The 24,908-nt window shown below is 69.6% G+C and carries 22 protein-coding genes; 9 read left to right on the top strand and 13 right to left on the bottom strand.

All coding sequences use genetic code 11. From position 1 onward, the window contains the following. Window positions 1-12: 12 nt before the first annotated feature. The 4 genes from pstC to C882_RS24950 all read right to left on the bottom strand — a co-directional run bounded on the left by pstC (window position 13) and on the right by C882_RS24950 (window position 4,612). Window positions 13-1,410 carry a phosphate ABC transporter permease subunit PstC gene (gene pstC / locus C882_RS05555; protein WP_009539584.1) on the bottom strand — a complete coding sequence of 466 codons (1,398 nt, stop codon included), beginning with the start codon at window positions 1,408-1,410 and terminating at the stop codon, window positions 13-15. A 211-nt stretch (window positions 1,411-1,621) separates the two neighbouring features. Next, window positions 1,622-2,653 carry a PstS family phosphate ABC transporter substrate-binding protein gene (locus C882_RS05560; RefSeq protein ID WP_009539585.1) on the bottom strand — a complete coding sequence of 344 codons (1,032 nt, stop codon included), beginning with the start codon at window positions 2,651-2,653 and terminating at the stop codon, window positions 1,622-1,624. A gap of 368 nt (window positions 2,654-3,021) precedes the next feature. Continuing rightward, a complete protein-coding gene (locus C882_RS22975; RefSeq protein WP_009539586.1) occupies window positions 3,022-4,398 on the bottom strand; it encodes a lipid kinase in 1,377 nt (458 codons plus the stop codon). Window positions 4,399-4,450: 52 nt separating this feature from the next. Continuing rightward, window positions 4,451-4,612 carry a hypothetical protein gene (locus C882_RS24950; protein WP_009539587.1) on the bottom strand — a complete coding sequence of 54 codons (162 nt, stop codon included), beginning with the start codon at window positions 4,610-4,612 and terminating at the stop codon, window positions 4,451-4,453. 127 nt (window positions 4,613-4,739) lie between these two features. Here C882_RS24950 and C882_RS05570 point away from each other — a divergent pair, with 127 nt between their 5' ends. After that, window positions 4,740-5,831, top strand: a complete 1,092-nt coding sequence (locus C882_RS05570; protein WP_009539588.1) for a PA0069 family radical SAM protein — start codon at window positions 4,740-4,742, stop codon at window positions 5,829-5,831. Window positions 5,832-5,904: 73 nt separating this feature from the next. On the opposite strand, the gene C882_RS05575 is transcribed toward C882_RS05570, so the two are convergent. Then, window positions 5,905-6,750, bottom strand: a complete 846-nt coding sequence (locus tag C882_RS05575) for a creatininase family protein (RefSeq protein WP_043643830.1) — start codon at window positions 6,748-6,750, stop codon at window positions 5,905-5,907. Window positions 6,751-6,905: 155 nt separating this feature from the next. Between C882_RS05575 and C882_RS05580 the strand changes: the two genes are divergently transcribed. The 3 genes from C882_RS05580 to C882_RS05590 all read left to right on the top strand — a co-directional run bounded on the left by C882_RS05580 (window position 6,906) and on the right by C882_RS05590 (window position 9,621). Beyond that, a complete protein-coding gene (locus tag C882_RS05580) occupies window positions 6,906-7,466 on the top strand; it encodes a type 1 glutamine amidotransferase domain-containing protein (protein WP_009539590.1) in 561 nt (186 codons plus the stop codon). 87 nt (window positions 7,467-7,553) lie between these two features. After that, window positions 7,554-8,588, top strand: a complete 1,035-nt coding sequence (locus tag C882_RS05585) for a sodium:calcium antiporter (protein ID WP_009539591.1) — start codon at window positions 7,554-7,556, stop codon at window positions 8,586-8,588. A gap of 28 nt (window positions 8,589-8,616) precedes the next feature. Then, on the top strand, window positions 8,617-9,621 hold the full coding sequence (locus C882_RS05590; RefSeq protein WP_009539592.1) for a magnesium transporter CorA family protein: 1,005 nt from the start codon (window positions 8,617-8,619) through the stop codon (window positions 9,619-9,621). Here C882_RS05590 and C882_RS05595 read toward each other — a convergent pair. From C882_RS05595 to hrpB, 3 genes are all read right to left on the bottom strand, one after another. Continuing rightward, complete coding sequence (locus C882_RS05595) at window positions 9,599-9,931, bottom strand: monooxygenase (protein ID WP_009539593.1); 333 nt, start codon at window positions 9,929-9,931, stop codon at window positions 9,599-9,601. The two genes, C882_RS05590 and C882_RS05595, sit on opposite strands and share 23 nt — an antisense overlap. 324 nt (window positions 9,932-10,255) lie before the next feature. Beyond that, window positions 10,256-11,098 (bottom strand): hypothetical protein, encoded by an 843-nt coding sequence (locus C882_RS05600; protein WP_009539594.1) that lies wholly within the window; start codon window positions 11,096-11,098, stop codon window positions 10,256-10,258. 64 nt (window positions 11,099-11,162) lie between these two features. Then, window positions 11,163-13,667 carry an ATP-dependent helicase HrpB gene (gene hrpB / locus C882_RS05605; RefSeq protein ID WP_009539595.1) on the bottom strand — a complete coding sequence of 835 codons (2,505 nt, stop codon included), beginning with the start codon at window positions 13,665-13,667 and terminating at the stop codon, window positions 11,163-11,165. A 117-nt stretch (window positions 13,668-13,784) separates the two neighbouring features. On the opposite strand from hrpB, the gene C882_RS05610 reads away from it, so the two are divergent. Next, window positions 13,785-14,357 carry a superoxide dismutase family protein gene (locus C882_RS05610; RefSeq protein WP_009539596.1) on the top strand — a complete coding sequence of 191 codons (573 nt, stop codon included), beginning with the start codon at window positions 13,785-13,787 and terminating at the stop codon, window positions 14,355-14,357. On the opposite strand, the gene gcvA is transcribed toward C882_RS05610, so the two are convergent. Beyond that, window positions 14,332-15,291 carry a transcriptional regulator GcvA gene (gcvA, locus tag C882_RS05615; protein WP_083875703.1) on the bottom strand — a complete coding sequence of 320 codons (960 nt, stop codon included), beginning with the start codon at window positions 15,289-15,291 and terminating at the stop codon, window positions 14,332-14,334. The genes C882_RS05610 and gcvA overlap by 26 nt on opposite strands. 98 nt (window positions 15,292-15,389) lie before the next feature. On the opposite strand from gcvA, the gene C882_RS25650 reads away from it, so the two are divergent. Together C882_RS25650 and C882_RS05620 are read left to right on the top strand one after the other, a co-directional pair. Continuing rightward, window positions 15,390-15,521 (top strand): hypothetical protein, encoded by a 132-nt coding sequence (locus C882_RS25650; RefSeq protein WP_009539598.1) that lies wholly within the window; start codon window positions 15,390-15,392, stop codon window positions 15,519-15,521. Between the two features lie 161 nt (window positions 15,522-15,682). Next, window positions 15,683-15,922, top strand: a complete 240-nt coding sequence (locus tag C882_RS05620) for a hypothetical protein (RefSeq protein ID WP_043643832.1) — start codon at window positions 15,683-15,685, stop codon at window positions 15,920-15,922. 13 nt (window positions 15,923-15,935) lie between these two features. On the opposite strand, the gene C882_RS05625 is transcribed toward C882_RS05620, so the two are convergent. Both C882_RS05625 and C882_RS05630 read right to left on the bottom strand, forming a co-directional pair. Next, window positions 15,936-16,697, bottom strand: a complete 762-nt coding sequence (locus C882_RS05625) for a DUF1643 domain-containing protein (RefSeq protein ID WP_152415218.1) — start codon at window positions 16,695-16,697, stop codon at window positions 15,936-15,938. 10 nt (window positions 16,698-16,707) lie between these two features. After that, window positions 16,708-18,546 (bottom strand): aminopeptidase P family protein, encoded by a 1,839-nt coding sequence (locus C882_RS05630; RefSeq protein ID WP_009539601.1) that lies wholly within the window; start codon window positions 18,544-18,546, stop codon window positions 16,708-16,710. 249 nt (window positions 18,547-18,795) lie between these two features. On the opposite strand from C882_RS05630, the gene C882_RS05635 reads away from it, so the two are divergent. Both C882_RS05635 and C882_RS05640 read left to right on the top strand, forming a co-directional pair. Next, window positions 18,796-19,263: a DUF1127 domain-containing protein gene (locus tag C882_RS05635; protein WP_009539602.1), complete on the top strand. Its 468-nt coding sequence runs from the start codon at window positions 18,796-18,798 to the stop codon at window positions 19,261-19,263. Between the two features lie 238 nt (window positions 19,264-19,501). After that, a complete protein-coding gene (locus tag C882_RS05640; RefSeq protein WP_009539603.1) occupies window positions 19,502-19,687 on the top strand; it encodes a DUF1127 domain-containing protein in 186 nt (61 codons plus the stop codon). 32 nt (window positions 19,688-19,719) lie between these two features. Here C882_RS05640 and C882_RS05645 read toward each other — a convergent pair whose 3' ends face one another. Beyond that, window positions 19,720-21,825, bottom strand: coding sequence for a putative bifunctional diguanylate cyclase/phosphodiesterase (locus C882_RS05645; protein WP_009539604.1), 2,106 nt, complete (start codon window positions 21,823-21,825; stop codon window positions 19,720-19,722). Beyond that, window positions 21,822-24,671, bottom strand: coding sequence for a PAS domain S-box protein (locus tag C882_RS22980; protein ID WP_152415220.1), 2,850 nt, complete (start codon window positions 24,669-24,671; stop codon window positions 21,822-21,824). Before C882_RS22980 ends, C882_RS05645 begins: the two co-directional genes overlap by 4 nt. Window positions 24,672-24,908: the final 237 nt, after the last annotated feature.

Raw genomic sequence — 24,908 nt, forward strand, 5'->3', positions numbered from 1 at the left:
CCGATCCCTCCCTTACTCGTACTGCTCGCGGTACTTCCGTACCACGCGCAGGGCGATGACGTTGAGGACCAGCGTGATGGTGAACAGCACCAGGCCCAGCGCGAAGGCGGCCAGCGTCTTGGGGCTGTCGAACTCCTGGTCGCCGACCAGCAGGGTGACGATCTGCACGGTGACGGTCGTGACCGCCTCGAACGGGTTGGCCGTCAGGTTCGCGGCCAGGCCGGCGGCCATCACCACGATCATGGTTTCGCCGATGGCGCGGGAAACGGCCAGCAGGATGCCGCCGACGATGCCGGGCAGCGCCGCCGGCAGGACCACGCGCTTGATGGTCTCGGAATGGGTCGCGCCCAGACCGTAGGAGCCTTCGCGCATGGCGTTGGGCACGGCGGTGATGACGTCGTCGGACAGCGAGCTGACGAAGGGAATGATCATGATGCCCATGACCAGGCCGGCGGCCAGCGCGCTTTCCGAGCTGATGGACAGGCCGAACAGCTGGCCGGAGTCGCGGAAGAAGGGCGCGACCGTCAGGGCGGCGAAGAAGCCGTAGACCACCGTCGGGATGCCGGCCAGGATTTCCAGCATCGGCTTGACGATGCCGCGCACCTTGCGGGGCGCGTATTCCGCCATGTAGATGGCCGACAGCAGGCCGATGGGCACGGCGACGGCCATGGCGATGGCCGAGATCAGGAAGGTGCCGGCGAACAGCGGAATGGCGCCGAAGCTGCCCGAGCTGCCCACCTGGTCGGCGCGCAGGGAAATCTGCGGGCTCCAGTGCGTGCCGAACAGGAATTCGGTCACCGGAACCTTCGAGAAGAACCGCAGGCTTTCGAACAGCAGCGACAGGATGATGCCGATGGTGGTGAAGATGGCGATGGTCGAGCAGATGACCATGAACACCTTGACCGCCAGCTCCACGCCGTTGCGGGCGCGCAGGTCCGGCGACACGCGCTTCCACGCCCAACCGGCGCCGCCGACCGCAAGGGCGAGGACGACGACCGTGAGCAGCCAGCCGCCCGTGGCCTTCAGGCTGTTGTAGTAGGCCGCGGCCTCGCGCACGATTTCGGTGCTGGCCGACGCAATGTTGCCCTGGGCGGTGTTGCGGATGTCGTTGAGCAGCAGCCCGATGCGGGAGTCGGACATGCGCTCGCCGTCCGGCCCCACCAGCGCGGTGTCAGGCAGGGACGCCAGGGTCATCTGGGTCAGGATGGTGTCCTGGAAGGCCAGCCACAGGCCCAGCATGAGGAAGGCGGGAATGCCGCACCACAGCGCGACGTACATGCCGTAATAGCTGGGCAGCGAGTGGAGCTTGCGCGTCTCGCCACCGACCACGGAGACGGCGCGACCGCGCCCCAGCCGGAAGCCGACGACGGTCAGCACCAGCAGGACGAGGATGAGCGTGAACGATTGCATGGGCTCTCGCTAAACCGACGATGGGGAAAGGGTGCCCGCAAAGGGCGGCGTCAACCTGTGGACGCTGCGTCGTGACTATGGATCAACGAAGGATTTGTCGAGTCTGAAATGACCGGCGCCGCCAAGGTTCCGCCCCTGGAATGAGGGGCCGCCGGCAAGCCGTGATGGCCGGCCCCGAAGGGCCGGCCACCAGAGCCGTGGACCGAAGCGATTACTTCAGGTCGTCCATGGTCAGGCCCTTCAGGTTCGTGGCCTGGTCACGGAACTTCTCGCGCTCGGCCTCGTCCATCGGGATCAGGCCCTTGTCGGCCAGGTACCCGTCCGGACCCCAGGCGCGGGGGCTGGTGAACTCGTCCAGGTAGGCGTCCATGCCGGGGATGGTGCCGACGTGGGCGTTCTTGACGTAGAAGAACAGCGGACGGGAAACCGGGTAGGCGCCCGAGGCGATGTTCTCGAAGGTCGGCTTCTCGCCGTCGATCGAGGCACCCTTGATGGCGTCGCTGTTCTGCTCCAGGAAGGAGTAGCCGAAGATGCCCAGGGCGTTCGGGTTGGCCTGCAGCTTCTGGACGATCAGGTTGTCGTTCTCGCCGGCCTCGATGAAGGCACCGTCTTCACGCATGGTGGCGCAGGCGGCCTCGTGGGCGTCCTCGGACAGCTCGATGCCTTCCAGCGGAGCCTCGCAACCCTCTTCCATCACCAGCTCGACGAAGGCGTCGCGGGTGCCGGAGGTCGGCGGCGGGCCCAGCACCTCGATCTCGGCGTTCGGCAGGTCGCTGGAGATGTCCGACCACTTGGTGTTGGGGTTGTCGACCAGCTTGCCGTCCACCGGCACCTGGGCGGCCAGGGCCTGCCACAGCTGCTCGCGGCTCACGGAGAATTCCGGCGCGCTCTTGTCGCTGGCCAGCACGATGCCGTCGTAGCCGACGCGGACCTCGGTCACGCCCTCGACGCCGTTGTTCTTGCACATCTCCAGCTCGCTGGCCTTGATGCGGCGCGAGGCGTTGGTGATGTCGGGGTGCTCGGTGCCGACGCCGGCGCAGAACAGCTTCAGACCGCCGCCCGAGCCCGTGGACTCGATGACCGGGGTCGGGAACTCGGTGGTCTTGCCGAAGTTCTCGGCCACCACGGTGGCGAACGGATAGACCGTCGACGAACCGACGATGCGGATCTGGTCGCGGGCCTCGGCGGCGCCGGCAGCGGCGACGGTGGCCAGAGCGGCCAGGGCGATGGTCTTCTTGATCACGTGGACCTCCAAGAGTCAGTCGAGCGGTAATGGGCTCTAACGAATACAGAGCCGGCGACGGGAAACAGGCCCCGGCCTCGGCACGCGCTGACTTTAGTCAGGAACGGAGACCCCTTTGTGACAGAAGCTTTAAAGTTATGTGACAACGGCGGCCGTTGAAAAAACTTGAGAATTTCCAACGGCTTAGACCTCATCGGCGCCTTGTCTGATGCGCCTTTCGGATGAGGCGGGACGCGCCTTTCCGCCCGCCGGTCGCGATTCTGTAACAGACTCGCCCGCAGCGGCTTCCCGCAGTGCAGCGCGCGACCCAAAGCGGAACCGGTGCGGCGGACGCAGCTGGCCCTGGCGGCACCGCAACGGCCGCCGCCTCATGCCTCCCTGGCGAGGGTGCGCAGGGCGGTGCGGGTGGACTCGGCGTCGGCGCGCAGCCCTTCCAGGTCCTTGCGCACGTCCCCCGGCAGGTCCTCAAGCGCCAAGGCGTCGTCGACGGCCTTGATCAGTTCGATCTCGTCATCGATGGCGGCCTCCGTCAGCGTGCGCGCCTCGGTCCCCAGAAGCCCCGACATCAGGCGCGTCGCCAGATGCGACCACGCCTGGCGGTCGGCATCAGGCGTGGACGGCAGGTCGCCCATGGCGCGCACCGCGTCCTCCAGCCTCTCCAGAACGGGTTCCCGCCGGGCGGAGGCCTCGCGCAGCAGATTGGCCAGCTTGGGCTGGTGATGGTCGGCGTGGATTTCCTCCGCCATGTCCTCCAGCGACCGTTTCAGGGCGACGATCACGTCGTCGACGGCCACCACGCGCGCATCCCGCAGCATGTCTTCATCCTCCCCCGCGTCCATCAGCCGGCCCGCCTCGTACTCCACCGGCACCATGATCTCCAATGCCTCGGGCAGCACCTCGAAGACGGCCGGCGTGCAGGTGGTGACCTCGCCGTCGGTGCTGACGTCCATCGGCGGATCGGTGGAAATCGTGAACCGCCGCCCGGACATCTTCACCGAGCTTTCCAGTTGGTCGTGCCGGCCGGCCCGGATGAGCGGCGCCGTCAGCACCAGCCGCCACAGGCTCTGCGGTTCCAGGCTGTAGAGGTCCAGGCGCCCGTCGTCGATGGCGGCTTCCGGCGCCACCCGCATTCCCCCACCGTAGCAGCGGCCATTGCCCACCGCCACCTGGATCGATTGCACATCGGCCGTGTTGCCCTCGTCGTCTTCGATGTGCGCGTCGAAGGCGTGGCTTTCGTCCAGCACCTCGCGCACCCGGATGGGGTAGCTGAGCACCCCCCAGCGCCGCTTCAGCGCGCCGTCCAGGTTCTTGGACAGTTGCGCCGCGGCGCCGATGGACGCGACGTTGAAGAACAGCTTGCCGTTGACCCGCCCCAGGTCGATGCGATGGCGCCGGCCGCGCGCGATCACCCGTGCCGCCTCCACCGGATCGGGCGGGATCTCCAGCGTGCGCGCCAGGTCGTTCGCGGTGCCCAGCGGCATCACCCCGAACACGAGGCCCTGGGCATGAACGTGATCGACCGCGGCATTCATGGTGCCGTCGCCGCCGGCCATGATGACCATGGCGGCATCCTGGCCGTGCTCGGCGATAAGGTCGCGGACGTGGTCGGGGGACCGGCTTTCCAGCACCTGGACATCCAGATCGCCCTCGTCGCGCAGCACGGCGAGGCAGTCGTCCAGCTCGGCGAAGGCGCGCGAGGCATTGCCGTTGATGATGAGAAGGGCGCGGCGGCGGGCGGTGGTCATCGTCTGGTCGCGCTCCGCCGCCGGTATGACGGAACGGCTGGCATGGGCGGCGTCACTCCTGGCCCGGCTTGCCCTTGGAGCGCACGCCCTCCTCGAACACCTTGACCTCCTTGCGCAGGGTGTCCAGGCGTTCCTGCTGGGCCTGACTGCGGTCGGGCATGGCCTCAAGGCGCTGCAGCTCGCCCCGGGCGGCGTGATATTCGGCTTCGTTCACGGCGGCGTCTCCCTCACTGCTGTCACGGGGGCTTCTTGTCGCAAGAAACGGGGAAGCGCGCCCGCACGTTGCCGGTCGCGCGCTTTTGTTCTTTTTTTGTTCGCAGCACCGTGGCATGATGCGGGCCATGGATACGCGCCCCGACTCTCCCACGCCCCGCCGCGGGGCGGTCAGCAATGCCGTCGGCCGGTTCGAGCGCCACGCGCGCCACCGCGAGGACGACGGCTGGAACCGCCCGCCCGCCGCCGAGGACTGGGAGGAACCGCCGCCCCTGCGCACGCACGTGCAGCGGGACGCCTCGCGGTCGATCCTTGTGCGCAACACGTCGCCGGACATTCCCTTCGACCGCTCCATCAACCCCTACCGGGGCTGCGAGCACGGCTGCGTCTACTGCTTCGCGCGGCCGACCCATGCCTATCTGGGGCTGTCGCCGGGGCTGGACTTCGAGACACACCTGTTCGAGAAACCCGACGCTCCGGCCCTGCTGGAGGCGGAGTTGCGCAAGCCCGCCTACCGTCCGGCGCCCATCGCGATCGGCACCAACACCGACCCCTACCAGCCCATCGAGCGCACGCGGCGCATCATGCGCGACATCCTGGAGGTGCTGTGGGACTACCGCCACCCGGTGACCATCGTCACCAAGTCGGCCCTGGTGACCCGTGACATCGACATCCTGGCGCCCATGGCGGCGGCTAACCTGGCGCGGGTGGCGGTCTCCATCACCAGCCTGGACCGCACCCTGCAATCGACGCTGGAACCCCGCGCCGCCACGCCCGGCGCCCGGCTGGCGACGGTCAAGGCGCTGTCGGAGGCCGGCATTCCGACGGCGGTCATGGTGGCGCCCGTCATTCCGGCGCTGACCGACCACGAGATCGAGGCACTGCTGACCAAGGCGGCCGAGGCGGGGGCGGAGGCCGCCGGATGGATCTTCCTGCGCCTGCCGCTGGAGGTCCGCGACCTGTTCGGGGAATGGCTGCGCGAACACCATCCGGCCCGGGCCGAGCGGGTGCTGTCGCTGGTCCGCCAGGCGCGTGACGGGCAGCTCTACCAGTCCGCGTTCGCCAGCCGCATGCGAGGATCGGGCCCGGTGGCGGAGTTGATCGGCCAGCGCTTCCGCATCGCCGCCCGCCGCCTGAACCTGACCCCGCGCGACGCGGCCCTGGACGTCAGCCAGTTCCGCCGGCCGCCGCGCAAGGGGGATCAGATGGCGCTGTTCTAGGGAAAGGCCGTCGACGCTGCGCGGCGGTGAATGCCCGAGGGAGGGAGGCCCGGTACTCCTGGCGCTGCCGCGGTCAGCCGCCTTCGTCGACCGGAGCGGCACGAAGCTGGTGCAGGGGAAAGGCCTCGACGTCGCCGATCAGCTCCACAAGCTGGCGGGCGATGTGGTCGACGATCTCCGCCCCGCGCTCGGCGTCGGCGTCCTCGGCGTCGCCCACCGCGCCCTCGGGGTTGAGGTCCTGCGCGGCCCAGGCGAAGCCCGCCGGGCGGTCGGTGCGCAGGACGGCGCAGTCGGTCGCCAGCTCCTCGCCCAGGCTGTGGAAGCGCTCGATGGCCTCGGTGCGCACCAGGTCGGCGCGCAGGTGCAGCATCATGCTGGTCTCCACCGCGCCGCCGTGAATGCCGTTGGCCAGTTCGTCCTCCGGGAACAGGCCGTCGGGCACGCCCAGGCGATAGGAATTGACCCGCGCCACCAGCATCCCGTGATCGCGGCGCAGGCGGCTGGCGACGATGTCGACGATCTGCCCCTGGCCGCCGTGGGTGTTGAAGATCACCAGCTTGCGGATGCCCGCGCGCGCCACGCAGGCGCCCACTTCCTCCCACATGCGGATCAGCGTTTCAGCCGACAGCGACAGCGTGCCCGCGAAGCCGGTGTGCTCGATGGAATGACCCACCGGCAGGGTCGGCAGCACCAGCACCGTGCGCTCGTCGGGCAGCAGTTCCAGGGTGCGCTCGACGATGCCCTCGTTCAGGCAGGCGTCGGTGTAGAGCGGCAGGTGCGGCCCGTGCTGCTCGATTGCCGCGACGGGCAGCAGCGCGATGACGCGCTCGGGATCGACCGTCGCGAAGTCCTCGGTGGTGAGGTCCTGCCAGAAGCCGCTCTGCAATCCGTTCACACCAGCCTCGTCTGTTCGTGGCATCGGGGCTTTCGCCCATGATTACCGCGTTTTGGCGGCAAAGTCGCGTGTTGTCACCGAAGAAGCCGCCCGGAACGGCCCGCCCCACCGCGGCGTTTGCGAGGGCAGAACGGGCGCCCGGCGCCCCGCACCCTTTTCAAACACCAAGGAGGTCCGCCGTGGAGAACCTGAACGGCAAGACCATCGCCATTCTCGCGACCGACGGTTTCGAGCAGACCGAACTGACCGAACCCCGCAAGATGCTCAAGGACGCCGGGGCGACGGTCCATGTCGTCTCGCCCCAGCCCGGCGAGATCCGGGGCTGGGACCACACCGACTGGGGCGGCAGCGTCCCCGTCGACAAGACCCTGGACGAGGCAAGCGCCGCCGACTACGACGCCGTCGTGCTGCCGGGCGGGCAGATCAATCCCGACCTTCTGCGCGTCGAGCCCAAGGCCATCGCCTTCATCAAGGCCTTCCACGACGCCGGCAAGCCCATCGGCGCCATCTGCCACGCGCCGTGGCTGCTGATCGAGGCGGGCATCGTCAAGGGCCGCAGGATGACGTCCTACCACTCCATCCGCACCGACCTGGCCAATGCCGGCGCGGACGTGAAGGACGAGGCGGCCGTGGTCGACGAGGGCATCGTCACCAGCCGCAATCCCAGGGACATCGGGGCCTTCGCCAACGCGGTGGCGGCCGAGGTGGCCTCGGGCAAGACCTACCAGCGGGCCGCCTGAGCACGGCGTGCCGATGCGAGGCGGTCGAACAGCGGCCGGGCCTGAGGCCCACCGCCGCCGGACCCGGGCCCGGGGAGGTAAGGGGACATGATCCTGGACCTCTCCGGGCTCGCGCTCGTCTGGGTATGGGCGATGTTCGCCGGCTGCGCGGTGGTGATCCTCGTCGCCGGCTCGCGGCTTGCCCTGACCGCCGACGAACTGGCCGACCGCACCGGCCTGGGCGAGGCCATCACAGGCGCCGTCTTCCTGGGCGCCTCCACCAGCCTTCCCGGCATCATCACGTCGGTGACCACCGCCGGCTTCGGCATGTCGGAACTGGCGGCGTCCAACGCCCTGGGCGGCATCGCCGCGCAGACGGTGTTCCTGGCCGTCGGCGACTTCTTCTTCCGCCGTGCCAACCTGGAGCATGCGGCGGCGTCCCTGTCGAACCTGACCCAGGGCACGCTCCTGCTCAGCCTGCTCGCCCTGCCGCTGGCCGCGGCCTCGGCGCCCGAGTTCACCCTGTTCGGCGTCCACCCCGCCACGCCCGTGATGTTCGGCGTGTGGATCTACGTCATGAAGGTCATCCGCGGCATGCAGGATGAACCCATGTGGCGTCCCGCCAAGACCTCCGACACCGTGGCCGAGGAAGACCAGCCGGAGGAGGACTCCGGCCGCAGCATGCGCTGGCTGTGGATCAAGTTTGGTCTTCTGGCCGTGACATCGGGCACGGCGGGCTATTTCCTGGCTGAATCCGGTGTGTCCATCAGCCAGCGCACGGGCCTGGGGGAAACCGCCGTCGGCGCCCTCATGACCGGCGTCGCCACCAGCTTCCCGGAATTGGTCACCACCATCACCGCCATCCGCAACAAGGCCCTGACACTGGCGGTGGCGGGCATCATCGGCGGCAATGCCTTCGACGTGCTGTTCCTGGGCATGGCCGACGTGGCCTATCTGGACGGGTCGCTGTACCACGCCATGGGCGACCGCACGCAGTTCGTCACCGCGCTGACGATCATGATGACGGGCGCGCTGTTGTTCGGCATGCTGCGACGGGAGAAGCAGGGCCCCATGGGCATCGGCTTCGAGAGCATGGCCATCCTGGCGCTGTACATCGCCGGACTGCCCGTCATCCTGAGTTAAGGTCCCGCTGTCGGAGTCTTATCGTCCCGTGATTACCGCGTACTGCTACCGCGCCGGCGGCATTCACCGCCGCGTCATCGGCCCCGGCGACCCGCTGCCCGAGGGCTGCACCTGGATCGATGCCCTCAAGCCGACGGAGGAGGAACGCGCCGCGCTGACCGGCGCGCTGAACGTCGACCTGCCCAGCTTCGAAGACATGATGGAGATCGAGGCGTCAAGCCGCCTCTACACAGAAGAGTCCTGCGCCTACATGACTGCGCCGGTCGTCGCCAACGCCGAGACGGCCACGCCCGAGGCCAATGCCCTGACGCTGGTGCTGACGCCGACGACGCTCGTCACGCTGCGCTATATCGAGCCCAAGTCCATCGGCATCTTCGCCGACCGCCTGAGCCGCAACGCGCACCTGGCCTCCAGCAACATGGCCGCGCTGGTGGGACTGCTGGACACCATGGTGGACCGCACCGCCGACGTGCTGGAGGTCATCGCGAGCCGCCTGGAACGCCTGTCGGCGGACGTCTTCGACCGCTCCTGGCCGCAGGAAACCCGCGGCCCCGCCGCCGAGCGCAAGCGCCCACCGGCGGAGCGAGACCTGCAGGAAGTGCTCCGCGGCATCGGCAAGGCCGGCGACCTGGCGGGGAAGGTGCGCGACAGCCTGGCGGGACTGGGGCGTGTCGTGGCCTATGTTCACGCCGTCAACCTGACGCTCACCAACGACCAGAAGCGCACGCTGAAAACCGTTCAGCGCGACATCCAGTCGCTGACCGAGCATGCCGATTTCCAGGCCCAGCGCGTCAGCTTCCTGCTGGACGCGACGCTGGGCGCCATCAACATCGAGCAGAACAACATCGTGAAGATCTTCTCGATCGTGTCGTCGGCCTTCATCCCGCCGACGCTGATCGCGAGCATCTACGGCATGAACTTCGAATACATGCCGGAACTGTCCTGGCCCTTCGGCTACCCGCTGGCCATCGGCGTGATGCTGGCCTCGGGCGGGCTGCCGCTGCTCTATTTCAAGCGCCGGGGCTGGCTGTAAACGGCATGTGCGTGATGGCCGAGAGCGCCGTGTTCGCGCGGAAGACCTTGGCCTCGATGCCCGTGATGCCGAATTCCGCCAGCCGGTTGGTGTGCTTGGTCAGGTAGGCGTGGGCCTGTTCCTCGGTCTCGAAGGCATAGACGCCGCCGGCGCGGCCGGCTTCGGCGTTCTCCGTCCAGACCTTCCAGATCAGGCCGGGTTCGGCGGCGATATCGCGGGCCAGCCCCTCAAGCTGGGCGGCCATCTCCTCGCCCCAGGGGCCGGAAAAGGGGAAATCCATCTGAAGGATGACGGGAGCGGTTTCAGGCATGGCGGCGGGCCTTCAGCGGCTGGGGTGGTCGATGAGGGCGAGCAGGGCGGCGTCGGAGCTGGCGGTGAGGGCGGCCTCTGCGAGGCGATCGAGAGTCGCCTTATTGCACCTGTCGAGGGCCGACACCAGAGACGGGTCTGTTCCCAATCCTCGGCTACGCAGGACGCTGATCACAACATCTCTGGAACTTTGAAGAGTTCCCTCAAGAAACCCAAGAAGGTAAAATAGCCGATAGCTTTCCTTGAAACAGCGGTCCTGAAACTCGCGCCACTTCCGCTGTTCCTGAGGGTCAAGGTAAAACGGCACTGCGGTCGTCCCTCAAAGCTATCTCCGCGATTGCGTCAGAAGCGCGAGCAAGGCTTCATCGCTATCAGCGGTCGCCGCTCCGTTCATTAGATGCTTCAAAGCGCCTTCGTCCGCCGCTTCGATCGCGTCCTGAAGGGCCGGCGATTTGCCAAGGCCACGCGCCGACAGGCTGTCGCGAACCACTTCTCGCAGCATCTGAACGCGCCCATATTCCACGGCCTGCCGGAAGAAGGCGTTCCTCTCGAAATCCACGGCGATGGGCATTGGCAGGGCTCCCAGTATCCAGTCACTCAAGCGGCGGAGGTCCGCCGTCACGGCCAGCTTGCTCACGGCGTCGGCGCGGGCCTTGCCCTCCAGCGGCATGATCCGCTCCGCCAGGTTCAGGACCACCGACGGATCGCGGCCGCCGGCGCGGGTGAGCACCGCCAGCACGGCGTCGTCGAAGCGCGGGCTCGCCAGAAAAATATCGGGCGACAGCGCCCCGATGTCCAGCAGCGGCACGGCGTAGGACAACTGGCCGTCCTCCAGCACCAGGCGCTCGGCACGGGCCGGCGCATCCCCAACATATAGCACGCCCTGGTGAAGATCGGCAGAGCCATCCACGTGGCGGCGGATCAGCCGCCGATAGTTGACCATGCGCCAGCCGAGCGCCGGCGGCAGGTCCACCTGGATTTCCACGTGCAGCACGCCGCCGTCGGACAGCCGCGCGACCATGTCCGCCCGGCGGTTCTCCACCTCGTTGAACTCGCTCGGCAGCAACGCCCCGAAATCGGCGCCGGCAAACAGGCGCGCCAGCACGTCGCTCTCCAGCGCCAGCCCCTTCAACGAGCCATCAAAGTCCCGCCGCTCCCCCTCGACCAACCGCCCCTCCCGCGCAACCTGAAGCTGAATTCTAGCAGGGCGCGCGCCGGAGGCAAGGAAAGCTTCAGCCGCCCTTCTTCTTGAGGCGCGCCGTCGGGTCGGCGGTCAGCGGGTCGTCGGGCCAGGGGTGGCGGATGTAGCGGCCGCGGTTCTCGGCCTTCACGCCGGGATAGACCTCGCGCCAGAAGAACGGCAGATCCTGCGTCACCGCCAGCGGACGTCCCGCCGGCGACAGCAGGTGGATGACCACCGGCACCCGGCCGCCGGCGATGCGCGGGGTGTCCCGGGCCCCGAACATCTCCTGCAGCTTCACCGGCAGGACCGGACGCTCGCCGGAATAGTCGAGCCGGTGGCGGTTGCCCGAGGGCACGCGCAGATGCGTCGGGGCCTCGGCGTCCAGGCGCTGGCGCATGTCCCACGGCAGCAGGCCTTCCAGCGCCGATTTCAGGTCGATCGTCTTGAACTGAGACCGCCTGGCGATACCGGAGAGGAACGGCGCCAGCCAATCCTCCAGCCCCGCCAGCAGGGCGTCGTCGGACACATCCGGCCAGCCCTCGTCCGCCCCTTCCACTTCGCGCAGGAAGCGGAGGCGGGCGCGCAAGGACTCCGTCTCCTTCGTCCAGGGCAGCGCGTGCAGGCCGATCTGGCGGATGCCGTCGCACACCGCCCCCACCGCATCGGCCCCGCCGGCGTCCGACAGCGCCCGGTCGTCCAGCACCAGCGCCCGGAACCGCCGCTGGTGGCGGGCGGCGACCTGTTCGGCCGGGCGGTCCCAGACCACGAAGGCGCCCTCGGTGATCCCGTCCGGGAAGGCGGCCTCGATATCCGCCGGCGTGACGGGCGCGGCGAGCCAGATTTTTGCGCGCGGACCGGTGCCGGCGTCCACGTCCGCGATCGCCAGCCAGTCCTCCGCCGCCAGCGGATCGTCCTCGGGCAGCGCCGCCCCGCGTCCCTGGGCGAGCCGGTACTGGCCGCCGCGCCGCTGCGCCACGCGGTCGGGCCACGCCAGCGCCACCAGAAGCCCGGTCGCGGATGCACTGTCGGCCTGCCCCTTCACATCGGCGGCGCGGGCGATCTGCCGCGCCACCTCCCGCACCCGGCGCACGGCACCCGGGTCCACGTCGGCCGGCGCGTCCCCCTCCTTCAGCAGCACCGCCATGCGCGCCCGCAGGTCGCGGTTGGAGCGTCCGCCGCGCAGCACATCGCGCTCCGACACCACGGCGGCCAGCAGGCAGGCGAGCGGCCCCTCCCCCAGGGCCTTGGCCCGCAGGATCATGTGGGCGAGGCGCGGATGCACCGGCAGCGCCGCCACCGCCTGCCCGTGCGGGGTGATGCGGCCGCCCTCGTCCAGCGCGCCCAGATCCTGCAGCAGGTCGCGGGCCTGGGCGAAGTGGGCCGCCGGCGGCGGGTCGAGCCAGGGCAGCGCGTCGGGATCGCTGGCGCCCCAGCGGGCCAGTTCCAGGGCCAGCGGCGCCAGGTCGGCTTCCATGATCTCCGGCCGGCCGAAGGCGGGCAGTGCCTTGTGCCCGGCCTCGGCCCAGCAGCGGTAGCACGCTCCCGGCTCCAGGCGTCCGGCGCGACCCCGGCGCTGTTCGGCGGCGGCCTGCGAGACGGGAACGGTGGCAAGACGGGACATGCCGCTGCGGGGCTCGAACCGGGGCACGCGGACGAGGCCCGCGTCCACCACCACGCGGATGCCCTCGATGGTCAGACTGGTCTCGGCGATGGTGGTCGCCAGTACCACCTTGCGGCGGCCCGGCGGCGGGGGCTCGATGGCAGCATCCTGTTTCGCCTGCGGCAGGTCGCCGAACAGCGGGTGCACGTCCACGTCCTTCGCCACCGCCCCCGACAGCGCCGAGGCCACGCGGCGGATTTCCGCCTGTCCGGGCAGGAACACCAGCACCGATCCCGGCTCGTCCTCCAGCGCCCGGCGCACGACGCCCGCCACGTGATCCTCCAGGCGGTGGCGCGGCCCGCGGCTTGGCGGCGGCGGGTCATAGCGGACCTCCACCGGATAGGCCCGGCCTTCGCTGGTCAGGACCGGGCAGCCGCCCATCAGGTCCGCCACGGGCGCGGCGTCCAGCGTCGCCGACATGACCAGCACCCGCAGGTCGTCGCGCAGCGCCCCTTGCGCCTCCAGGGCCAGGGCGAGGCCCAGGTCGGCGTTCAGGCTGCGCTCGTGGAATTCGTCGAAGATGACGCAGGCGTACCCGGACAGCTCCGGGTCGGCCTGGATCATGCGGGTGAGGATGCCCTCCGTCACCACCTCGATGCGGGTCTTGGGACCGACCTTGGTGTCGAGCCGGATGCGGTAGCCCACCGTCTCCCCCACGGCCTCCCCCAGCGTCGCGGCCATGCGGTGTGCGGCGGCGCGGGCGGCCAGGCGGCGGGGCTCCAGCATGACGATCCGGCGCCCGGCCAGCCAGTCGGCCTCCAGCAGCGCCAGCGGCACGCGGGTGGTCTTGCCCGCGCCCGGCGGCGCCTGGAGCACCACGTTGGTGGAGGCCGACAGCGCGTGCCGCAGGTCGGGCAGAAGAGGGTCTATGGGCAGGGCCTGGTCCGGTCGCATGGGCGGTCCTTAAGCCGGAAGCGCGCGCGCGTCAACGGCTCCGGCGGAAACCGGCGGCCACCCGCGCCCGTTGTGCCGTCAGCCACCGAAATCAACGGAACGGGAGGATACGTCACCATGCGCCGCTTCACCCTTGCCGCCTCCGCCGCCGCCCTTGCCCTGTCCGCCGGCGTCCTCGCCCTGCCCGCGCAGGCCGACCAGCACATGAAGGGCTGGACCGTCGACCTGAACGAGGTCACCGACGACGGCGTCGGCGACAAGATGGGCACGGTCACCATCATGGCCGCCGAGGGCGGCGGCACGTCCTTCACGGTGCGCGCCGAAGGGTTCGAACCCGGCGAGCACGGATTCCACGTTCACGAGAACGCGAGCTGCCAGCCGTCACAGAACGACCAGGGCGAGGTGGTGCCCGGCGGTGCCGCCGGCAGCCACTGGGACCCCGAAGGCACCGGCACCCACCGCGGCCCCACCGGCGACGGGCACCTGGGCGATCTGCCGGCGCTGGAGGCCGATGAAGACGGCTCTATCGACCAGGTGGTGACGGCCCCGCGCATCGACGACATGAGCCGCCTCGCAGAACACGCCCTGATCGTCCACGCCGGCGGCGACACCTACAGTGACGAGCCCAGCCTGGGTGGCGGCGGCGCCCGGGTGGCCTGCGCGCTCATTCCGGCCCAGCAGGAGCAGTAGAGGCCGGCACACGTCCGCAGCAGTCCTCAACCGCGTCGCGCAGCCACGCGCGGAAGGCCCGGAAGGCCTTCCGCCGGGCGGTGCGGCGCGGCCATACCAGCCAGTAGGCATAGGGCGACGGCAGCCGCAGGTCGAAGGGCGCGACGAGCAGCCCCCGGCTCAAGGCGTCCGCAGCGATCAGGCTGCGCCCCATGAGCACCCCCTGCCCCGCAATGGCCGCCTGCACGGCCACGGTCGATTCCGAATACGAGGCCGCCGTCACGCGGTTCCAGTCCAGGCCGTCGACCCCAGCTTCCTTCAGCCACAGTTCCCAACTGTCGTCGGGCGTGCCGTCGGGATAGACGGTGCGGAACAGCGGCACATCGCGCAGGTCCTCGGGCCGCGTCAGCCGGTACTTCTCGGCCACTGACGGCGCGCAGACCGGAAAGATGCTTTCGCTGATGATCTTCTCGCACTCCACCCCCGCGGGTGCGTTGCGGGCGTGGCGGATGGCAAGGTCGGCACCGTCGTTGAAGTCGGTCACCGCCGTCGTCGCCAGCAGTGTCAGGCGCACGTCCGGGTGCGCATCCGAAAAGGCCGGCAGGCGCGGCACCAGCCACGAGGCCGAAAAGCTGGGCAGGGCGGACACCGCCAGCGTGCCGTCGTCGGCGGGAGCGGCCACCGTGGTCACGGCCTCCGCCAGCCGGTCGAACCCCTCGGTCAGGCCGGGCAGCAGGATGCGGCCGGCCGGCGTAAGGCGCAGGCCCCGCGTCACCCGCTTGAACAGTTCCAGCCCCAAACGATCCTCCAGTCCCTTCACCTGCTGACTGATGGCGGCGGGGGTCACCGACAGTTCGTCGGCGGCCTTGGCGAAGGAGAGATGCCGGGCTGCGGCCTCGAACGCGCGCAGGCCATTGAGCGGCGGCAGGTTCCGTCCCATGCTGCACCCTTTCATGGATTAGGTTTCCTAAACCATACCGCAGGCAATCCCGTTTGTCGCGGCCGGCGGGATCGGCTGAAATCCGTACATGGCACAAGACACGGAGACGATCCATGACGCATCTTTTCTACGCCATCTCGCTCATGACCCGCGACGTCGGCCGGCTGTTCCTGGGTGTCGGAATGTCGCCCGAACTGGCGCGGCTGGCGGCAAAGGAACGGCGGGAGCTAGGCCTTCCTTACTAATCCCAACTCCCACCCAAAGGATGATGCCTAAGCCATCCGAGGCGACCTTCATCGGGAACCCGGTGCGCCCCTCAGCCCTTAAGTCAGATATGACGCTTTCGACGCTTCTGCTAGCGTTTCCCGTTGGGGGACGTTCGGCCACGGACTGGGGATAGAGGACGATGCGCAAGACGATTGCTTTGGGAGCCCGCCGCGATACGGTGGAAATCATTCAGACCCCCGCCCCCAACCAGCCGGGCCGCATCATGTGGCCCGACGGGATGGTGACGGAAATCACCTTCGACGACATGAACGCGCTGGCCTACATGGCCGAGCGGGCGCGGATATCCCCCGTCGCCATGGCCCGCGCGGCCGACGGCGCGGCGGTGGAGCGCGCGATCCGCTCTCATCAGGCGGTGTGAGCCGCCGCTGCCGCTAAAGCCCCGCCTCATCCAGAAGGCCGAGGATGCGTTCGATCCACGCATCCTTGGCCTTCTGCATCATCGGGCTGGGGTGGGCGTAGGCGAGCGGCCCTTCCGGCGCCCGGACGCCCACCGTCACCCGGCCCTTGAGCGCCGCCAGGCACTTTTCGGCCAGCGGGAACAGCGTCTTGTGGCGGCCCCAGCCCAGGATCACCGGCGGCGAGCCCTGCGCCGGGCCGATGTGGCCCAGCAGTTCGTCGCGGCGGGCATCGCTGAAGATGGAATGCGCATCGCCGTCGGGCAGCCCCGCCAGCGCCTGGACATGGCGGAACAGGTTGGGGCTCTTGGTCTCGCGCAGGTCCGACAGGTTCAGCACGCGCGCATGCCGCCAGCCGCGCGCCGCCATGACCTTCATCACCTGGTATTGCGTCGTGTCTGGAACGGTTTCCACCAGCGTCCGCACGGCCTTGATGGCGCGCGGCCCGTCGACGCGCGGCGGCGTGAACGACGGCTCGACGGAGCGCGACGACCCCGGGTTCATCATCACCACCAGCAGGTCCGGCCGGCGGCTCAGCACCGGCGAGGGATCACCCGCCGGCACCAGGTCGTGTGCGATCAGTTCCAGCACCGACCGGCAGGACCACGTCGCGCCGCCGATGGGCACGTCGTAGAACAGCCCGTGGACCGCGAACATCCGCTTGCAGTCAGCCGCGCGCAAGGCCTGCGCGCCAGCCACGTCCAGCACCGGCGCCGGAAACAGACCACCTTCCATCATGTCTCCCCTGTCACCCCATCACCGCCAGCGGCCGGGTGGCCTCCACCAGCCAGCGCTGCACCGCCGGGCTGTCGGCCAGTTGCGGCGCGATCTCGTCATGGACGCGCTGGTGATAGGCATCCACCCACGCGACCTCTTCCGGTGTCAGAAGGGCGGGTTCGATGAGCATGCGGTCGATGGGGGCCAGCGTCAGGGTCTCGAAGCCCAGCATGGCGCGCTCCGCTCCCTCGACCTGCGCCTCGCGCACCGCCACCAGGTTCTCAATGCGGATGCCGTAGGCGCCCGTCTTGTAGTAGCCGGGCTCGTTGGACAGGATCATGCCCGGCCGCAGGGCGATGCGGTTGCCCATCTTGCTGATGCGCTGCGGGCCTTCGTGCACCGACAGATAGCTGCCGACGCCGTGGCCGGTGCCGTGGTCGTAGTCCACGCCGTCCTGCCACAGGGCATGGCGCGCCAGGACGTCGAGCTGGCTCCCCGTGGTGCCCTCGGGGAACACCGCCGAGGCCAGCGCGATGTGGCCCTTCAGCACCTGGGTGAAGCGCTTGCGCTCCTCTGGCCCCGCCGCGCCCACCGACAGGGTACGGGTGACGTCGGTGGTGCCGTCCAGGTACTGCGCGCCGCTGTCGAGCAGGAACAGGCCGCCGGGCTCGATGGTGCGCGTGGTCTCCGGCGTCACCCGATAGTGCACGATGGCGCCGTTGGGCCCGGCACCGGCGATGGTGGGGAAGCTCAGCCCCCGGAACCGGTCGCCGCTCTTGCGGTATTCCTCCAGCTTGTCGGACACTGTCAGTTCGTCCAGCCGGCCGCCCGGCGCCTCCTCGGAGAACCAGCAGAGGAACCGCGCCAGCGCCGCCCCGTCGCGGCGGTGCGCGGCGCGCGCCCCCTCCAGTTCGACCGGGTTCTTGCAGGCCTTGGGCAGGGCACAGGGGTCGTCGTCGCGAAGCACCTTGGCGCCGGCCGCCGCCAGACGCTCGCGCACCGCCGCCGGGGCCACGGCATGGTCGAGCACCACCCGCGCCCCGTCGCCGCCCAGGCGGTCGAGCATGCGCGGCAGGTCGGCGGGCGGCATGACCGTCACCGCCTCGCCCAGGTGCGCCCGCGTGGCGTCGGACAGCTTGCGCTCATCCATGAACAGGTCGACGGACGGCGCCGCCCCGCCCGCCGCGCCGGCATGCACGATGGCGAACCCCAGCGGAAACGGCGCATAGGGAACGTCGCCGCCCCGGATGTTCAGAAGCCATGCCAGGCTGTCGGGCGTGGTGATGACGGCGGCGTCGGCGCGCTGCCTGCGCAGGGTCGCGGCCACCTCATCCAGCTTCTCGGCGGCGGGCTTGCCGGAGACCTCCGGGGCGTGCGGCACCACCGGCGCAAGCGGCACGTCCGGCTGGTCGGACCACACCGCATCCACCGGGTTGGAGCCGTCCGCCACCGCCAGCAGGCGCGCGTCCACCGCCTCCAGCGCCTTGCCGACGCGCGCCACACCGTCGGGCGTGTGCAGCCAGGCATCAAAGCCGATGCGGGCGCCGGGCCTCACCTGGTCGGCCAGCCATTCGTGCGGCGGCGTCTCGGTGACATGCAGGATCTCGAACGCTTCGGTGTCCACCTCCTGCGCCGCCTGCAGGGTGTAGCGCCCGTCGACGAACAGCGCCGCCTTGTCCGCCAGCACCACCGCCACGCCCGCCGATCCGGTGAAGCCGGTCAGCCACGCCAGGCGCTCGGCGCGGGGCGGGACGTATTCGCCCTGGTGCTCGTCGGCGCGCGGCACGATGAAGCCGTCCAGCCCCAGGCGCGTCAGTTCACCGCGCAGAAGGCGAAGCCGGTCGGCCGGGTCGGGGGCGGGTGCGGTCATGGGGAATCCTTTATCGGCGAGCAGGCTCTGCGCTGAAGCTAAGCCGTGGCGGGCGCCGGGGCAAGGACGCGCCCCGAGACAAGCGATGGGGCCATTGTGGCCGGGCGTATCCATCCATGCGATGCCGGCATTGCTGCGATGCAACAAATCCACTGGTCGCGAACCGACGGCGGATCGATATTCCGCCCAACCGCCGGTTTGAACGCCGGCGCTTTCCTTTTCAAAAAGACGAACCGAAGGACAAGGTCCATGTGGCCGTACGATAACGCCGAGGCCAGCTGGCTGGCCGCCGGCACCCCGTCTTCAAACGACAGCACCCCCCGCGAAGATCAGAAGGCGGCCGCCGAAACGGCGACCGTGACCGCCATGACCAACACGACCCGCACCGCGTCCGCCACCTCCTCGCTTCCGGCGCCGGCCAACTGCAACGCGCCGGCCGCGCGCGGCGGCATGGTGGGACGCCTGTTCGGCCGCCTGCGCGCCTGGCGTGCCCGCCAGGATGCGCGCGAGACGCTGTACGGCATGTCCGACCGCGAGTTGCGCGACATCGGCCTGAGCCGCGACGACATCCTGTCCGTCACCGCCCGCCGCACCCCGGCGATGCCCGCCGCCGTCGCCACCCGTCCGGTGTCCGGCACGGCCATGGGCGCCGGCGTCATGGGCAACGCCCTTATGGGCCTGACCCGCGGCGCCACCGGCTGGGATCACGCCGCCTGACCGGCGCCCCCGGCTGAAACAAGAAAGGGCCCGGACGCGGCACGCCGCCGCCTCCGGGTCCTTTTTCGTGGCTGGCCGGCGGCAGTGACGGCCGTCACGGGCAACGATGCGGGGCGCGCAGGGCTGGCCCGCCGCCTCGGCGCATGTGAGCCGGACGCGGCCGCTCTATCTTACCGGAAGACACCGGCGCCCGCCCGCGCCAAGACGGCCGGCGCGCCCCGCCCCCGGAGATTGAGAGATGAGAACGCTGCCCCTGCTCGACCGCATCGCGGAAACCTGGCACATCTGGCACGACCGCCACGAGGTCCGCGACGAGTTGTCCGCGCTGTCCGACCGCGAACCGGCGGACATCGGCCTGACCCGCGACGACATCGAGGCCGTCGCCCGAGGCACCTATCAGCGCGGACCGGCGCGAGTGCACTGACGCGGCGAGGCGGCGACGCGCCGCCGTCAGCCTTAAGCCTCGACCGTGTGGGCCTCCAGAAACGCGAGGAAGTCCGCCGGCGGCAGGGGCCGGGCGTAGTGGTAGCCCTGGCCCAGGTGGCAGCCCAGGCCTTTCAGCACGTCCACATGGGCCGGCGTCTCGATGCCCTCGGCCACCACCTTCAGGTCCAGCACCTCGGCCAGTTGCAGGATGGTGCGCGCCACCGCCCGGTCTGTGTCGCCTTCGGGCAGGTCGCGCACGAAGCTCTGGTCGATCTTCAGCGTGGTCAGCGGCAACTGGCGCAGGTAGCCCAGCGAGGAATACCCCGTGCCGAAGTCGTCGATGGCGACCGAGACGCCCATGTCGTGCCATTCGTTCAACATGCGCACGGCATCGGAGACGTCCCCCATCACCGCCGTCTCGGTGATCTCCACCTCCAGCGCCTGCGGCGGCAGGCCGGCGTCGGCCAGCGCGGCGCGGATGCGGTCCGTCAGGTCGTGGACGCGGAACTGCCGGCCCGAAACGTTGACGGCCACCACCAGTTCCTTGTGTCCGGCGTCGTGCCAGACGCGGGCCTGGCGGCAGGCCTCGCGCAGGACCCAGTCGCCGATGGCGACGATGACGCCGGTTTCCTCGGCCACCGGAATGAACTGCGCCGGCGAGACCAGGCCAAGCTCGGGATGCTGCCAGCGCACCAGCGCCTCCATGCCGATGACGCAGCCCGTGCCCAGGTCGATCTTGGGCTGGTAGAGCAGCCGCAGTTCCTCGCGCTCCACCGCATGGCGCAGCTCGCGCTCCAGCACATGGCGGCGGCCGACGGCCTCCTCCATCTCCGGGTCGAACAGGGTGACGCCGGCATCGGCCCGCGCCCGGCCCGCGAACACGGCCAGCCCGGCACGCTGCACCACCCGCGCGGCCACCGCGCCGTCGGCGGGGAAGCGCGCCATGCCGACCCGACAGTCCAGCGCCAGTTCGTTGCCGTCGATGCGGAAAGGGTCCTCGATGGCCGCGCGCAGGGACTGGGCGATGGCGGCGGCGTCGCCCCGGCAGCAGGGACTGCCGCTTTCCTCGCCGCAGACGACCACGAAGTCGGCCCCGCCCCAGGCGCCGACCATGCGGGCGCCGCCGCGCGCACCCTCCAGCCGCTCGCCGGCGACGCGCAAAAGCTTTTCCGACACCGCATGGCCCAGGGTATCGCCGATGCGGCGCAGGCCCTGGATGGCGACGTAGAACACCACGCCCGGCACGTCCGTCTCCAGCAGGCCCCGCAGGTGCGACAGCACGGCGGTCCGGTTGGGCAGTTCGGTGATGGGGTCGTGGCGGGCCAGGAAGGCCATCTCCTGCTCGGCCATCTTGCGCTTGGTGACGTCGCGGCCGATCAGCACCAGCCACGTTTCCCCCTCAAGCTCCATGTGCGAGATGGAGCACTCCATGGGGAATTCGTCGCCGCGCAGCCGCCGGGCCGAACATTCAACGGTGCCGTCCGTGGCGCGCGCCGGCAGGGCCAGCAACTCCACCAGCGGCCGTCCGTGCAGGTCGCCGGCGGGCGCCTGGAAGGCGGCCTCGGCGGCGGGATTGACCTCGCTGACGCGGCCCTGGGGATCGACGGTCAGGATGATGTCGGGGGCGTTGTTGAGGACGCTCGACAGGTGCGCCTCGCGCACGCGAAGTTCCTCGGTGCGGGTCTCCACCACCCGTTCCAGCACCTTGGCCTGATCGCGGCGCTCCCGCCACAGGGCCTGGACCTCCAGCGTGTTGCGGATGCGGTGCATGGCCTCGGCGCGGTCGAAGGGCTTGGTGATGAAGTCGCGCACGCCCGCCTCCAGCGCCCGCATCCGCGTTTCCTCGTCGGTCTGGGCCGTCAGCACGATGACCGGCAGCGGCCCCTCGCCGCCCAGGATGCCGCGCAGGCGCTGGATGACGGCGTGGCCGTCCAGAACGGGCATGCGGATGTCCAGCAGGACCAGGTCGAAGGGTTGCGCCTCGAAGGCCGCCACGGCGGCCACGGGATTCGTCATGCCGGTGACGTCGTCGTAGCCTTCGATCTCGAGCATGTCCTCGAGCAGGGCGACGTTCACCGGGTTGTCGTCGACGATCAGGATACGCGCGGCGCGCACCGCATCCGGCAGTGCATTCATCGGGACGTCTCCTTGAGCGCCCGGTCGATGGCGCCCATCAGCTCGGGGATGACGACCGGCTTGGTCAGGTAGGCGTTGAAGCCTGCGTCCAGACCCTTCTGAATGCTAGCCGCCGTGGCGTTCGCGCTCAAGCCGATCACCGGCAGTTCGGCCGTGGCGGGATCGGCCCGCAGGCGGCGCACGGCCTCGATGCCGTCGATGCCCGGCAGGTTGATGTCCATGATCACCAGGTCGGGCCGGTCGCAGGCGATCATTTCAAGGCCGAGTTCCGCCGTGTGCGCCGTTTGCAGTTGCACGGTGCCGAAGTCCTCCATCACCTCTTCCATGAGGCGCATGTTGGCCGGGTTGTCCTCGACGTAGAGCACATCGAGAAGCGCGCCCTCGCCTGCTTCCAACGCCTGTGCGGCGCGCTGCGCCTCGCGCGCGGCGGCGGCACCGGCCGGGCAGTTCTCGGCCAGCGGCACCTCCACCCAGAAGGTCGAGCCCTTGCCGACGGTGCTCTCGACGCCGATGGCGCCGTCCATGCGCTCCACCAGTTCGCGCGTCAGCGTCAGGCCGATGCCGGTGCCCTCCACCTCCGTCGCCTCGGCGCCCAGGCGGTTGAAGGGCTCGAACAGGCCGTCCATGTGTTCGGGAGGAATGCCCTGGCCGGTGTCGGCGACGGAGAAGCGGGCGGTCTTTTTCGCCAGGTCGACCGCCACCGTCACGATGATCCGCCCGGACTCGCGATTGTACTTCACCGCGTTGGACAGCAGGTTCAACAGCACCTGCTTGAAGCGGGTGAAGTCCGCCCGCACGCGCGGCGCCGGATCGGTCACGTCCACACGGATTGTGATGGCGCGCTTGTCGGCCAGTGTCTCGGCCAGCGGCAGGCATTCGCCCAGGACGTCGGCGGCGTCGATGTCCTCGATGGAGAGCGTCATCTTGCCCGCCTCGATGCGCGCCAGGTCCAGCACCTCGTTGATGAGGTCCAGCAGGTGCTGCCCGCCCTTGAGGATCTGCTTGACGTGACTCTGCTGCTTTTCCGACAGCGGGTCCTTGCGGCTGACCTCCAGCAATTGCGCGAAGCCCAGCACGGCGTTCAGCGGCGTGCGCAGTTCGTGGCTCATGCTGGACAGGAAGGCGGACTTGGCCTGGTTGGCGGCGTCGGCCTCGCGCTGGGCGACGCGCAGGTCGGTGACGTCGGTGCGGATGCCCACGCGCCCGCCGTCGGGCAGGTTGCGCTCGGTGACGCGGACATAGCGCTCGCGCCCGTCGGCATCCACCAGCCGTTCCTCGTAGTCCTCTTCCCGCAGGCGGTGGCGGGCCATGCGCTCGGCAATGAACTCCTCCTCGCGCCCGATGGCGTTGGGATACTGCCCCTCGTCGACGCCGCGGCGGACAAGGTCCTCGAATTTGATCCCCATGCGCACCAGCGGTGCTGCTCGCGGGTAGAGGAACAGCATCTTGTCGTTCCAGACGACGATCCGGTCCTGCTCGTCCATCAGCACGAAGCCGTCGCTGATATGGTCGATGGCGACCTGAAGGCGCTCCTGCGCGCGCACGCGGTCCGTAATGTCCTGCATGATGCCGAACAGGGCGACGGGATTGCCGGCCTCGTCCCGTTCCTGGCGGCCGCTGGAGGACACGACGCGCTCCGTCCCGTCGGGCAGGATGATGGCGTGGTCCAGGGTGAAGGGCACGCCGTCCGTCCGGGTCGCGGCGACGGCCGTGGCCACGCGCTCGCGGTCGCGCTCGGGCATCCGCGTCATGACCGTGTCGACGGTGGGCGTGAAGCTGTCGCGGTCGAGCCCGTAGATGCGGTACATGCCGTCGGACCACTCGACGGCCCGCGTCTCCTCCTCCACCCGCCAATGGCCCACCTGCCCCACCTCCTCGGCCATGCCGAGCAGGCGGTTCTTCTCGCGCACCTCGTCCTCGATCTCGCAGCGGCGGGTGATGTCGCGCAGGATGCCGGTATAGCCCCGCACGCCGTTGACGCGCATCTCGCTGACGGCCAGTTCCGCCTGGAAGAGGGTGCCGTCCTTGCGCCGGGCCGGGACCTCGCGGCCGACGCCGATGATGTGCGGATCGTCGGTGCGATGATAGCGCGCCATGTAGGCATCGTGGGCGGCGGCGTGCGGCTCGGGCATCAGCATGCTGACGTTGCGCCCGACCATTTCCTCTTCCCGATAGCCGAACAGGCGCACGGTGGCCGGGTTGACCGTGCGGATGATGCCGCGCTCGTCGATGGTGATGATGGCGTCCACGGCCGTGTCCAGCACCGCGCGCTGCGCCGCCTCGCTGGCGGCCAGGGCCGCCGTCGCAATCTTCGCCGCCTCTTCGCGGTCCGTTGCATCGCGCAACGCGGTCCGCAAGTCGATGGCATCCACCGCCATGGCCGCCAGGTCCTGAAGGACCTGAAGCTGCGTCGCCGTCAGGGTGCGCGGCTTGCGGTCGATGACGCAGAGCGAGCCCAGCGGCACGCCGTCGCGGGTCTTGAGCGGGGCACCGGCATAGAAGCGGATGCCGGGGTCGCCGGTGACCAGCGGGTTGTCGGCGAAGCGCGGATCGACGGTGGCGTCGCGCACCTCCATCACCGTATCGCCCCGCATGGCGTGGGCGCAGAAGGCCACCTCGCGCGTGGTCTCCCGCGTGTCCAGACCGACCACCGACTTGAACCACTGGCGATTCTCGTCGATCAGCGACACCGCGCTGATGGGAACCTCCAGCAGGGTCGATGCCATCCGCGTCAGCCGCTCGAAGCTTTCTTCCGGCGGCGTATCAAGGATATCCAGGGCCTTGAGCCGCGCGAGCCTGTCTTTCTCGGTCACCGGCGTCGTCGGCCGGGGATCGATCGTATCCACCACTGCACTGTCCTTCCCCACCCAAGGCCGCGGTTCTCCACGCCTTGCCGCAAGACTTATGCCAAGTCGATTAATCCTTTTGGCTCAACGGACATTAATCCAGAACTGTTCCAGGGAAAATCAATCTTTCGGCATATAGGGGCCGGAAATATTCGCCGCACAGGCAAAAAGGCCCCGACCTCCCCGGTTCGGAAAACCGGAGAGGTCCAGGCCGCCGCGGCAAGGGCATGGGGCGCC

The sequence above is a fragment of the Caenispirillum salinarum AK4 genome (assembly GCF_000315795.1).
Lineage (GTDB): Bacteria > Pseudomonadota > Alphaproteobacteria > Rhodospirillales > Rhodospirillaceae > Caenispirillum > Caenispirillum salinarum.